The sequence below is a fragment of the Pedobacter sp. R-06 genome (genome assembly GCF_049913135.1).
Classification (GTDB): Bacteria; Bacteroidota; Bacteroidia; order Sphingobacteriales; family Sphingobacteriaceae; genus Pedobacter.
In genome coordinates, this window is the sequence record NZ_CP183977.1 from 5,921,764 (window position 1) to 5,934,589 (window position 12,826).

Consider the following 12,826-nt stretch of genomic DNA (forward strand, 5'->3'; position numbering starts at 1 on the left):
GCATCGTCATGAAAAATAAAATAATAATAGCATCATTAATCAGTGGTATGTTTTTAAATACCTCATGTAAGAAGTACCTTGATGTAAATAAAGATCCAAATAATCCTACAAAAATTTCGGCTGCAAGCCGTCTGGTTGGCGCCATCACCACTTCAAACGGTGCTGCATTGTGGAGGGGCACAAGAGAAGTATCAGGGCTTGTGCAGTACGGAACAACTAAATTGCTTACTGGTACCAACCGCAACGCAGAACAATGGCGTTTTACAGCCAGTTATTTTCTTTGGCAAAACGCTTACGTATATACCATGCCCAATTGTGTCGATGTAATCAATTTGGGTGAAGAGGAAGGAAGTCCTTACTTTGTTGGCGCAGGTAAAACGCTGCTGGCCATGAATTTTGGCCTGCTTACCGACCAATACGGTTCGATTGTGGTTGATGATTATTACGATGGCAAAACCCAGCTAAATCTGCTGCCTAAAATGCAACAACAGCAAGAGGTTTACCAACGCATTGATAAATTGCTGGATGAAGCAATTGTTGCTTTTAACAGTACAACAAATGCTACCGGACTTAATGCCAATGGTGGTGACATTATGTTCCAGGGAGATGTAAGCAAATGGAAAAGATTTGCCTGGGCATTAAAAGCCAGATATCTGAACCATTTATCTAAAAAAGGCGCATTGTATAATCCTGCAAAAATTATTGAGGCCTGTAGCAATGCCTTTAATGCAGATGGAATGGATGCACAGTTTGCTTATTTAGCAGGAGGTATCCAAACAGATGAAAACCCATGGTACAGTTGGGGTGGTTTTGTGCTTACCACAACAGATCCGAATAATGCACTTTACGATCCACGTTATTTTGCCTGGAGCCAATTTTTTGTTAATATGTTATCATCGTTTCCGGTTACCAACAACACTTTTCAAGATCCAAGAATAAGCCGGATTATGCAACCTGCGGCTTCAGACGGGCAGTACCGTGGGTTAAAAGCCGGTGCAGGGCTGGCAGGCGGTCAAGGGCTGTTGGCCAACGGACAGGCAGGTGATGCCACTAAAACAAATGGAAATGATTACGGTCGTTTTAGTAATAGTGGATTTTATACCAAACAAACCTCGCCTATCCCTTTCATTACTTATTCTGAAATTAAACTGATTGAAGCCGAAGCCAGGCTGCGATCAAATGATGTTGCTGGCGCACTCGCCGCTTACGAAGAAGGTGTTAAAGCCAATATGCGTAAACTAGGAGTTACCGCAGCGGAAATTAATACTTATTGGACTGCACAGTTGGCAGATGGGCTTGTGGCACATTTTACAAACCTTACCCAAGGTTTAAGCCACATTATGCGTCAAAAGTATATTACACTATGCTTAAATCCTGAAACCTGGGTTGATATGCGCAGATCTGATTTTAGTCAGGCAATTTATGGGCCATCTTTAATTCGCCCGTTGAACCTGAATACGGTTGTTTTTGATGCCAATAATGCAAACCAATGGATTAGGGGAATGGTTTATGAAACGAACGAACAAACCCGTAATCCAGAAGCTGTGGGCGATAATACGGAGAAGTACCGCTTGCTAACACCGCTTTGGTGGGACACTAATTAATAATAATACACTTGAAAATCTCCTTTTTGGGGATTTTCTTTTTTCGATGAAAATTAAAGAACTACTTGTTTTATCCTTTGCGATGGCTTTAATTGTTGGTTGTGCCAAACCAACCTTCCGGACATTCTATAAACCCATCATATTCGACGATCAGCGTAAACAGCTCAGTATCGATTACCTGCAGGTTCGGCACGGCATTAAACAGGATAATGCAGTTATTAAGCCGGTTATGGTGGTATTGCATTGGACAGCCATACCAAGTTTGGAGAAAACATTTGATGCTTTTAATAACCCAACTTTACCAGAAGCCAGAAAGGCGATATCTACAGCCGGTACGCTAAATGTATCAAGTCAGTATCTTATCGATCGTGATGGAACCATATTTCAGTTAATGCCCGATTCTATATTTGCCAGGCACGTGATCGGCTTAAACTATTGTGCAATAGGAGTGGAAAATGTGGGAAGCGAAAGCGCACCCTTAACAAAGAAACAACTGCTGGCTAATGAAAGCCTGGTGAGGTACCTGAAAACCAAATATCCTATCGAATATGTAATTGGGCACTACGAGTACAGGCAGTTTATTGGAACAGGTTTATGGAAAGAAAGCGACCCGAATTATCTTACGGAGAAAACAGATCCTGGAGTTTCCTTTATGAAGCGGATCAGAAATAGATTAAAAGACCTGAATTTAAAAGGAGCGCCAGAGAAAAAATAATCTGGCGCATTCTATTTCTTACAAAATTTTAAATCCTAAACTCAATTGAAACAAGTTAGGTTTTTGGCTGTATTTCTCACTTTTACTGATGTTGGATAAACCAGCTTCGTAGCGTAAATCAACCGAAATGTTACCCACATCTACACCAGCACCTGCTTGTAGGCCCAGCGCCTGGTTTTTGTAATTGTCGAAATCGGTAGCTTGTTGATAAGCTGAGCTAAAAGATGAATTTTCATCCAGTATAAACGAAATAACCGGACCAGCCATTAATCGGAAGTTTAAATTCTTAGCACCAAATTTTGTTCCCAATAAAACAGGAACATCTAAAGTGGTGAATTTTACTTTTCCTTCAGCTGCAACTTCATTCCCATTATCTTGCGTAATGCTGATAAATTTGTTGCCCTTACTTCCAATGTAAGCCTCAGGTTGCACATAAAAACTGGCGCCGCCAATGCGTGCCCAGGCACCGATCTGATAACCTAAACGGTTTTCTTCGCTTGCGAAATCTGCATTTAACTTAGCTAAGTTTACACCTGCCTTAACCCCAAGGTTAAACGTTTGTGCCTTTGATGTTGCCCAACCTAAGGTTAGGAAAACAATAGAGAAGATGATTTTTTTCATGTTGTTTAATTTGTTTTTTAAAGGTTATAAAACCATAAACGATGAGTGGATACATGCCATGGTTTCATTTTTAAAATTTGTGTTAAGGGGGGTTTATGCCCGATTAGGTTTTATAACGCGCTTTTAACACAATTATCGTGCAAAAAGAATCGGCGAATCTCCACTTTTTTTGTCACATCACATAAAAAGGTATTAACCTGAGCAAATATTTTTTACTTTTGCATCAAATAAATATGCCATGGCTAATTTTCAACTTACTTCAGAAACTGCATTTAAAGTAAAAACCAAGTTCTTAAGGAAATATCGCGATCTGGCGAGCGAGCCTTTAGATTTTACTCCAGGCAAAGAAGATCAATTGATTGAAGATTTAATGCGTTTGGTAAAACGCGACCGTACCTACATCGAATTTACCATTCAAAAAGCACTCGCCGATACCAAGGGCAACAGGCTTTAGTCATCTTTCCATTGTTTTCATGCTCTTCTTTTTAGCGTAACGCTTAATTTACGCTTAGTCCAAATCAGCTATTTTTAATATTTATTGGTTTTTGTACATTTACGTTTGTACTCAACTATTAAATAATTTTCCAAACAGACAGGTATTTCATTTAACTTGCTCCAATCGGAATTAAAATATATAAGAAATGAAGAAACTGAAATATGGTCTTTTAGCAGCCGGGTTTGGTGTAGCTGTTTTATCTTTTTCATTTAAAGAAGATTTATTCCTGGTATCTAAAAACCTGGATATTTTTGCTTCACTCTATAAAGAAATCAATATCAATTATGTTGATGACACCAATGCTCCTCAGTTGATGAAAACAGGGATTGATGCCATGTTAGATAGTTTAGATCCCTATACCGAATATGTTCCGGAATCGGAGATTGAAGATTACAAACTGAAATATGTGAGCACTCAATATGGTGGTATTGGTGCAGGTACTGTTTTTATTGATGGCAAGCTGTTTATCAATGAAGTAAGCGAAGGTTATCCTGCAAATAAAAGTGATATTAAAGCCGGCGATCAGGTGGTGAGTATCAATGGGATTGCCGTAAAAGGTAAAGACCGTCAAGAAATTAGTCAGTTATTACGCGGCCCGAAAGGAACGCCGGTAGATTTGTTGGTGATTAGAGATGGAAAAGAAATCACTAAAAAACTTATGCGCGAGGAAATAAAACAACCTAATGTTTCTTACTCTGGAATGGTTGGCGATGGCATCGGTTATATAAAACTCGATAAATTCCTTGAAAATTCTGGACAAGAAGTTAAAGATGCACTTTTGTCCATCCAAAAAGAAAATCCAAAAGGTGTGGTTTTAGATTTGAGAAACAATGGCGGAGGTATTTTGCAGGAAGCGGTTAAAATTGTGAACCTCTTTGTGAATAAAGATCAGCTTATTGTAACTCAAAAAGGAAAAAATGTAGAGAAAACCATTGCCTATAAAACACTTTTAACCCCGGTTTCTACTTCGGTTCCGCTAGTAGTGCTTGTAAATGGAAATTCGGCCTCAGCCTCAGAGATTGTTGCGGGTTCTTTACAGGATTTAGATCGTGCCATTGTAATTGGGCAACGTAGCTATGGCAAAGGCTTGGTTCAGCAAACCTTCAACCTGCCCTATAACAGCCTGGTTAAAGTAACTGTGGCTAAATATTATACCCCATCAGGCAGGTGCATCCAAAAATTAGATTACGCACACAAAAATGCAGATGGTGTTGCCGAACGTTTTGCCGATTCGACCATGGTAATGTACCAAACCAAAGCAGGAAGGAACGTGTACAGTGGTAATGGTGTTTATCCCGATATCGTGGTAGATGCCATGAAACTCAGCCCGATTACCATTTCAATGCTTAATAAAAACCTTTTCTTTAACTACGCAAATCAATACAGGAAAGAAAAACCAAGTTTGGCATCGGCCAAAACTTTCCAGTTATCTGATGCAGATTATACTGCATTTTCTGGCAGTTTGGCCGATAAAGATTTAACCTACCTAAGCCGTACCGAAAGGTTGCTTTCCGATTTAAGGTTAGAGGCCGAAAAGGAAAATAAATCTGCTGAAGTAAAAACCGATCTGGAGAATCTTAAATATAAACTTACTTCGTCTAAAAAAACCGATCTGATTAGCCATAAAGCAGAAATAAAAAGAGTTTTAGAAACACAGATTGTAAGCCGTTATTTTTATGAAAAAGGAAGAATTGAGCAGAGCTTCCAGTACGATAAAGAGTTGGCTGCGGCAAAAAATCTTTTTACCAACCAATCGCAGATCCTGGCCATTTTAAAAGGTGATGGAAATTATAAGGTGATTGGAAAGCCAACCAAAGCCACAGCATCAATAGACTAAAACCTAGCCCAAACGATACCGCTATCCTTATGAAGAAATTAACCCTAATATGCCTTGTGCTGTTGATCGCTTTGCAGTTAAAAGCACAAGATTATATCCCTACTGCCTCAAATTTAAAACAAAGAGCATGGTTTAACGATGCCTGTTTTGGCTTATTTATCCATTGGGGTCCTTTTAGTATACCAGGAAGTGGCGAATGGGTAATGAATGAACGGAAGCTGAATGTTCATAATTATACCAACCTTAAAGATTTTTTTAACCCCATTGAGTTTAATGCCGAACAATGGGTGAGTATGGCAAAGAATGCCGGGATGAAATACATTACGCTGATTACCAGGCATCATGATGGTTTTAGCATGTGGGATACAAAATATTCTGATTTCAATATCATGAATACTCCCTACAAAAAAGATATTGTAAAAATGATGGCCGATGAGTGCCACAAACAAGGCATAAAACTGTATCTATATTATTCACTGTTAGACTGGCGGAGAGAAGACTATCCGCACGAAACCGGCCGTACTGGGCAGAACTCCGGTAGAACAGGCAAAGGTGATTATGCAAGCTATTTACAGTTCATGAAAAATCAGTTAACAGAACTGTTGACCAATTATGGTGAAATAGGTGGGATCTGGTTCGACGGGCATTGGGATCAGACTGAACCAGAAGGATCAAAAGACCGGACATCGCGGATTGATTGGAAATACAACGAAATTTATGGCTTAATCCACAAACTTCAACCGCAGTGTATGATCGGTAACAACCATCATCTTACGCCCTTTGCCGGAGAAGATTTTCAGATGTTCGAACGCGATCTCCCTGGCGAGAATAAATCAGGCTTGAGTTTTCAAAAGGCATCAGATAAACTACCGCTCGAAACCTGCGAAACCATTTCAAATTCGTGGGGATATAATTTGAGCGATACCTATTACAAATCAAATAAAGAATTGGTTCACATGTTGGTTAAAGCAGCAAGTTTAGGTTCCAATCTTTTACTGAACATCGGTCCGATGCCAAACGGTAAAATCCAGCCAGAGTTTCAAGACCGTTTAACAGGCCTGGGCGACTGGCTTAAAATTTACGGTGAAAGCATTTACGGTACAAAAGGAGGATTTATTAAACCACAAACCTGGGGCAGCATTACACAAAGTGATAACAAAATTTATATCCATCTTATTGACGGAAAAACGGCAACGCTTGATCTGGAAAATGTTCCCGTAAAGAAAATCAAAAAGGCATATTTACTGAAAGATAAAAGTCCGGTAAACTATACCTTTAAAAAATCAAAATTAAGCATTACTACAACGTTAAATAGTGCAGAACCCGATCAGGTAATCGTTTTGGAGATTGGGTAACAGGGCTTGCACGAATGGTCGTCATTTCGAGCGGAGAGCAACGCAGTCGAGAAATCTATCTAAACAGATTTCTCCTCCGAAGGAGTTCCTTTGGAACATTTCACTGCGTTTCAGTCGAAATGACGACTGATTTTACAATCTGTCATTGGTAATTTATTTCAGGATCTTTCCAGGCATAAAGATGCTGACCACGAAGTAGCTACAAGACAAATGAAAATACTAACTCTACTTGTAAAACGATTTCAGCGGTAGGTGGGTGGCCTTGAAATATGCAATGCAGTCGTTATATACCTGAACATGGTTATTTCTATCTTTTTCTTGATTTTAGCACAATTCTTCCCCCTTTATGAGAAAATAAACGTAAAACGTTTTACTTTTAGGCTTTAAATTCTAATATAAGAAATTATAAGCACACATGCAGTTCAAGAAAACCTCGTCTATTCTATTTCTAACGGCCTCTCTATTCTCCCTTAATGCAGCTGCGCAGCAGAACACCAAGCTTACCCAGTATGTAGATCCATTAATAGGATCGGCGAAGCATGGACACGTTTTTGTAGGTGCAAATGTTCCTTTTGGGGCAGTACAACTCGGACCGAACAACATTTTTGAAGGCTGGGACTGGTGCAGTGGGTATAACTATGCTAGTAATACGATTACCGGTTTTGCACATACTCATTTAAGTGGTACCGGAATCGGCGACCTGGGCGATATTTCGATCATGCCCGCAACTGGTAAATTATTGCTCGAGAAAGGTAAAACAGCCGAAGACCAGAACGGCTACCTGTCTAAATTTTCGCATCAAAATGAAATTGCCAAAGCTGGTTATTATAGTGTACTACTTGATAAATACCAGATTAAAGCCGAATTAACGGCAACCGAAAGGGTAGGTTTTCACCAATATACTTTTAAAAAAGATGTAGAAAATCCACATATTATTATCGATTTGATAGAAGGTATAGGCTGGGATGCACCTGTATCGGCATCATTTAAACAGCTCGATGCTACCACTATTGTGGGGCATCGTAATTCGAAAGGTTGGGCAAACGACCAACGTTTATATTTTGTAATTAAACTTTCACAACCGATTAAAAGTATTGCCTTATATGATAGCACAGCGGTTAAAAGTGGTATGGCATTATCTGGCAAAAAACTAAAAGCCGCGGTAAACTTTAATGCCATTAATCATGATAAACTACAGATTAAAGTTGCTTTATCTCCGGTAAGCATTGAAAATGCCATTTTAAACCTAAAAACAGAATTGCCAGGCTGGGACTTTGCCGCTACGGCTAAAAACAGCGATGCGAAGTGGGAAAAAGAACTGGCTAAGGTGAAAATTGAGGCTTCAAATACGACCAAAAAGATATTTTATACCGCTTTGTACCACACAATGGTGGCCCCATCACTTTTTAACGATGTAAACAAAGATTACCTCGGTACAGATAAAAAGGTGTACAAAAAGGCCAGTTTTAATAATTTAACTACTTTTTCACTATGGGATACATACCGTGCGGCAAATCCATTGTACACCATCCTGCACCAGGATAAGGTAAACGATGTGGTAAATACCATGCTAGCCATCTATAAACAACAGGGTAAACTACCTGTTTGGCATTTAATGGGCAGTGAAACCAATACCATGGTGGGCTACCATGCCGTTCCGGTTATTGTTGATGCTTATTTAAAAGGGTACCGTGGCTTTGATGTTAACCTGGCATATGAAGCGATAAAACAATCAGCTATGCAGAAAACAGATGGCATCGAATACATTCAGGAGCTTAAATACATTCCAGCGGATAAAATAAATGAATCAGTGGGTAAGGCTTTGGAGTATGCCATTGACGATTATTGCATTGCACAAATGGCTAAGGCGCTGAATAAAACAACAGATTACACTTACTTTAGCAAAAGATCGAAACTGTATAGTTTATATTTCGATCCGAGCGTTCAGTTTATGCGCGGTAAACTTGCCAATGGAAACTGGAGAAGCCCATTCGATCCCTTTTCATCCAAACACCGTGAAGATGACTATGTAGAAGGAAATGCCTGGCAATATACCTGGTTGGTGCCGCAAGATGTAGAAGGACTGATTAATCTTTTTGGAGGGGATAAAGCTTTTATCAATAAACTCGACTCGCTATTTACCTTACCCTTGGATTTGGGAACCAACGGTTCGCCTGATATTAGCGGATTGATCGGTAATTATGCGCAGGGAAATGAACCCAACCACCACATTCCTTATTTATATACTTATGCAGGCCAGCCATGGAAAACTGCCGATCTGATCCGTAAAATCGACAAAGATTTTTATTCTTCAAAACCCGATGGCTTGTGTGGTAACGAAGATGTGGGCCAAATGAGCGCCTGGTATATTTTCTCAGCAATGGGTTTCTACCCTGTAAATCCGGCAAACGGGGCTTATATTTTCGGAACGCCATTGGTTACTGATGCGAGTATTTCGCTGCCAGGGAATAAGAAATTCAATATAAAGGTTGTTGGTAATAGTGCGGAGAATAAATATATTCAGAAAATTGTGCTGAATGGCAAAGCTTACACTAAATCATATATCCTGCATAAAACCATAACAGCTGGCGGAAATATGGAAATTTATATGGGCAATAAACCATCAGCAAGCTGGGGCGTAAAACCTGGGGATAGACCAACATCCGGAAAATAATTCCAGATGAAAAGGAGGTTATATTGTAAGCCTGGTTTATCTAGATTTTGTCACTTTGAGCTTGTCGAAATGCCCATCATGGTGTTATGGAAGGTCCTTCGACAAGCTCTCCACAGGAGTCCTTTGGACAGGATGACAATGCTATATTTATAATACATCCTCATGAAAATTAACCATAACAAGTATCAAATAAAATATCTTAAATAAATGAAGAAAATATTTCTACTTTTTTTAATCTGTTCAGCTTTAATTGTAAATGCACAACAGCGTTACGAATTAAATTCTGGTTGGGTATGTACCAATATCAAAGATGCCAATGCTTCAGGCTTAGAAATCTCGAAAGCTGGTTTTCCTGTCGGCAACTGGATGCAGGCGACCGTTCCGGGAACAGTATTAACCACTTTGCTGAACAACAAAAAAGTACCCGATCCATTTTATGGAATGAACAACGAGAAAATTCCTGATGTGTATAAAACCGGTAACGATTATTACACCTATTGGTTTGTAAAAGATTTTGAAGAGCGTGCCGTGGGTAACGAACAGGTTTGGTTGCAGTTTAGGGGAATAAATTACAAAGCCGAAATTTATTTGAACGGAAAAAAGGTTAATCCGAAAACCCAGGTGGGCATGCACCTTAGGGCACAGTACAACATCACTAAACTTTTATCTCCGAATGGGAAAAACAGACTTGCCGTTGTCGTTTATCCACCAGATTTTCCTGGTAACCCGAATGGTGGACAGGGTGGAGACGGCACCATTGCCAAAGGTTTAACCACACAATATACAGCGGGCTGGGATTGGATTCAGCCCACCCGCGATCGCAATACAGGCATTTGGGATAAAGTGACCATCGAAAAAACAAAAAACATCAATATCCTGAATCCACAGGTAATTACCCTGGTTCCAGGCAAGCGCTTACCAGAAGGGAAACAAAATCCGGCTACCGTTAAAGTTTCGGTTGAAGTAGAAAACCCAACAGGTCAGGCGGTTTCGGGTACTTTGCAATATCAAATTGCCGGAAAATTGGTTAAACAGCCAACTACTATTGCAGCCAATAAAACAACTACAGTCAAACTTCCTGATTTACAGCTCGAAAATCCTAAATTATGGTGGCCAAGCGGATATGGGCCGCAGAACCTGTATGATGTGAAGATCGAATTTATAGCAGCCAATCAGGTTTTGGATCAGGAACAGCTTAAAGTAGGTGTTCGCCAGATAGATAATATCTGGAACGAGCACACCAGGAGCATGGGTGCTTTTGTTAACGGACAGAAGATTTTTATTAAAGGTGGTAACTGGATTATCAGTGATGCAATGCTCCGTTTTAGTGATGCCCGTTACGATGCTGAAGTTCGTTACCATAAAGATATGAACCTCAACCTGATCAGGATCTGGGGAGGAGCAATTTTAGAAAGACCTGAATTTTATAACGCCTGTGATAAATATGGTTTGCTGGTTTTTCAGGATTTTTGGTTCAGTGGCGATTGCAACGGTCGTTGGGTAGATCCTATGAAGAAGGAAGACCAGTGGACGAGAAGAAATTATCCTGATGATCATCATTTAACCTTAACAGCTATTGAAGATCAGATCAAGATGATCAGAAACCATGCTTCACTTGCTTTTTGGTGCGGAGGGAATGAGATTACACCACCAGAAGATATTTTAGAACCTTTAAAGAACGATATTCTGCCTCGCTTAGATGGAACGAGAAAACTTTTTGATTTCTCCAATAGCGACGAAATGTCTTTCAATTCCATTGGTGGAAACGGTGATGGTCCTTATGGCATACAGGATATTAAAACTTTTTGGGGGACCAGAACATTTCCTTACAATTCGGAAGTAGGTTCGGTAGGGGTGGGCGACTACGCTTCCTTGCTCCGTTTTATCCCAAAAGAAAACCTGATTGCACCGCAATACAAAGCCAAGCCCGATTCGGTATGGGATTATCATAAATACATTTCTTACGAGCAATATCTTAATCCATATGGTAAACCAAAAAGTGCAGAAGACTTTGCAATGAAGGCCCAATTGGCCAATTATGATCAATACAGGGCACTAATGGAGGGTTTCTCCAACAAAATGTGGGATTGGTATACTGGTTCTATCATCTGGAAAACCCAAAACCCCTGGACAGCCATGCGTGGACAGATGTACGATTATTACCTTGATCCTAACGCCTGTTTATATGGTTTAAGGAAAGGAAGTGAGCCTTTGCATGTGATGATGAATCCTTTGGATAGTATGGTTACTATCGTAAACAATGGTTTTACTACCAAAAATAACCTGATGGTACAGGCTAAAGCGTATGATATGGACGGAAAAGATTATTTCTACTCTCAGGCCTTCAACTCGGTTGGTCCATCTTCGGTGAGAAGGCTTTTTCCTATGAACGAGTTCTTAACCAAACTGGATAAAAAAGAAGGTGTATTTGTTTCTTTAAGGATTTTAGACCAAAAGCAAAATATATTGAGTGAGAATATTTATTGGCTTCCTGGAAAGGATGGTGAATATTCAGGCTTAAAAAGCATGAAAAAAGCACCGTTAAAAGTTTCAGCTATTGATCAGAAAAGCGGCAAGGTGACGGTTACTTTAAGCAATGCAAATGGAAATCCCGTAGCATTTTTTAACCGTGTAGCCTTAATAAATGGTAATACTGGCGAACGTGTACTTCCTGCTTTTTATGATGATAACTATGTAAGTATTTTACCTGGTGAAAGTAAAACGGTAACGGTAGAATATAAAGGTAAACAAAGTAATCTGGCTGTAGAGGTGTACGGCTGGAATGTAGAAAAGCAGAAAGTAAATATTCAATAGTACAAGACCTATCAGGTTTAATTCGTAACTTATATTGTTTTTAATGACCTCATTGAAGGCTGCGCCATTTCGAAACCTGATAGGTCTATAAATATAATTTTTATTGATAGATTTTTTTTGGAAATGATGGGTTCTTTTTCAATGGCGGACAGCAGTCCTGCTATCGCTGCAAGTCCTCGCTGCGCTCCGGGCTTTACGCTTTATCAGGTTTATTAACAAGGGCCGCTGCTCCAGATCACGATGGATCCGTGTTAGTGGATTAAAAATCCAAGGCACGGAGAGTCGAGATTGCAAATCTCGACTAACAAGAAATTCAGGGCTATTAAAAACAAAAAAAGGCGACACTTTACGTATCGCCTTTTGCTTTAATATGTTTTACAATCTAGCTTACGCCGTGTAATTTTACTTTTAATCCGTCCATATTATTATTTAACTGCAACTGGCAGGCTAAACGCGAATTTGGTAACAGATCAGGCAAAGTATCTAACATGGCATACTCATCGTCTGTCATTTCGTTAAGTTTTTCTTCGCCTTCTAACACATCAACGCAGCAGGTAGCACATAAGGCCATTCCGCCACAAGTAGCTAGAATATCGTACTCTGATGCTTTTAAAAACTCCATCAGGCTTAAGCCCATGTCGGTTGGTGCAACGTGTTCAGTAACCGAGCCATCCGGCTCTTGCATATATATGTTAATGTTGTTTTCCATT

9 protein-coding genes are annotated in these 12,826 nt (G+C 39.7%); 7 read left to right on the top strand and 2 right to left on the bottom strand.

The window, feature by feature from the left end; translation table 11 throughout:
* Positions 1-8: 8 nt before the first annotated feature.
* Both ACN9MR_RS24010 and ACN9MR_RS24015 read left to right on the top strand, forming a co-directional pair.
* On the top strand, positions 9-1,604 hold the full coding sequence (locus ACN9MR_RS24010; RefSeq protein WP_426327009.1) for a SusD/RagB family nutrient-binding outer membrane lipoprotein: 1,596 nt from the start codon (positions 9-11) through the stop codon (positions 1,602-1,604).
* Positions 1,605-1,650: 46 nt separating this feature from the next.
* Complete coding sequence (locus tag ACN9MR_RS24015) at positions 1,651-2,319, top strand: N-acetylmuramoyl-L-alanine amidase (protein ID WP_426327010.1); 669 nt, start codon at positions 1,651-1,653, stop codon at positions 2,317-2,319.
* 18 nt (positions 2,320-2,337) lie between these two features.
* Here the strand turns inward: ACN9MR_RS24015 and ACN9MR_RS24020 are convergent, their stop codons facing one another.
* Entirely contained in the window at positions 2,338-2,940 is a 603-nt protein-coding gene (locus tag ACN9MR_RS24020) for a porin family protein (protein WP_029280581.1), read from the bottom strand.
* Positions 2,941-3,178: 238 nt separating this feature from the next.
* On the opposite strand from ACN9MR_RS24020, the gene ACN9MR_RS24025 reads away from it, so the two are divergent.
* The 5 genes from ACN9MR_RS24025 (at position 3,179) to ACN9MR_RS24045 (ending at position 12,116) form a co-directional block, all read left to right on the top strand.
* Entirely contained in the window at positions 3,179-3,394 is a 216-nt protein-coding gene (locus tag ACN9MR_RS24025; protein WP_116250520.1) for a hypothetical protein, read from the top strand.
* Between the two features lie 187 nt (positions 3,395-3,581).
* The gene (locus ACN9MR_RS24030; protein ID WP_426327011.1) at positions 3,582-5,273 is read left to right on the top strand and encodes a S41 family peptidase; all 1,692 of its coding nucleotides are present in this window, start codon (positions 3,582-3,584) and stop codon (positions 5,271-5,273) included.
* A gap of 29 nt (positions 5,274-5,302) precedes the next feature.
* A complete protein-coding gene (locus ACN9MR_RS24035; protein WP_426327012.1) occupies positions 5,303-6,628 on the top strand; it encodes an alpha-L-fucosidase in 1,326 nt (441 codons plus the stop codon).
* Positions 6,629-7,043: 415 nt separating this feature from the next.
* On the top strand, positions 7,044-9,302 hold the full coding sequence (locus tag ACN9MR_RS24040; RefSeq protein WP_426327013.1) for a GH92 family glycosyl hydrolase: 2,259 nt from the start codon (positions 7,044-7,046) through the stop codon (positions 9,300-9,302).
* 207 nt (positions 9,303-9,509) lie between these two features.
* Positions 9,510-12,116: a glycoside hydrolase family 2 protein gene (locus ACN9MR_RS24045; RefSeq protein WP_426327014.1), complete on the top strand. Its 2,607-nt coding sequence runs from the start codon at positions 9,510-9,512 to the stop codon at positions 12,114-12,116.
* Positions 12,117-12,498: 382 nt separating this feature from the next.
* Here the strand turns inward: ACN9MR_RS24045 and ACN9MR_RS24050 are convergent, their stop codons facing one another.
* Positions 12,499-12,825 (bottom strand): 2Fe-2S iron-sulfur cluster-binding protein, encoded by a 327-nt coding sequence (locus tag ACN9MR_RS24050; protein ID WP_025141835.1) that lies wholly within the window; start codon positions 12,823-12,825, stop codon positions 12,499-12,501.
* Position 12,826: the final 1 nt, after the last annotated feature.

Bases quoted from the DNA above. Each gene is read 5' to 3' on its own strand.
- ACN9MR_RS24050 (WP_025141835.1), bottom strand. From the start codon at position 12,825: ATGGAAAACAACATTAACATATATATGCAAGAGCCGGATGGCTCGGTT.
- ACN9MR_RS24035 (WP_426327012.1), top strand. From the start codon at position 5,303: ATGAAGAAATTAACCCTAATATGCCTTGTGCTGTTGATCGCTTTGCAG.
- ACN9MR_RS24010 (WP_426327009.1), top strand. From the start codon at position 9: ATGAAAAATAAAATAATAATAGCATCATTAATCAGTGGTATGTTTTTA.
- ACN9MR_RS24025 (WP_116250520.1), top strand. From the start codon at position 3,179: ATGGCTAATTTTCAACTTACTTCAGAAACTGCATTTAAAGTAAAAACC.
- ACN9MR_RS24040 (WP_426327013.1), top strand. From the start codon at position 7,044: ATGCAGTTCAAGAAAACCTCGTCTATTCTATTTCTAACGGCCTCTCTA.
- ACN9MR_RS24015 (WP_426327010.1), top strand. From the start codon at position 1,651: ATGAAAATTAAAGAACTACTTGTTTTATCCTTTGCGATGGCTTTAATT.
- ACN9MR_RS24020 (WP_029280581.1), bottom strand. From the start codon at position 2,940: ATGAAAAAAATCATCTTCTCTATTGTTTTCCTAACCTTAGGTTGGGCA.
- ACN9MR_RS24045 (WP_426327014.1), top strand. From the start codon at position 9,510: ATGAAGAAAATATTTCTACTTTTTTTAATCTGTTCAGCTTTAATTGTA.
- ACN9MR_RS24030 (WP_426327011.1), top strand. From the start codon at position 3,582: ATGAAGAAACTGAAATATGGTCTTTTAGCAGCCGGGTTTGGTGTAGCT.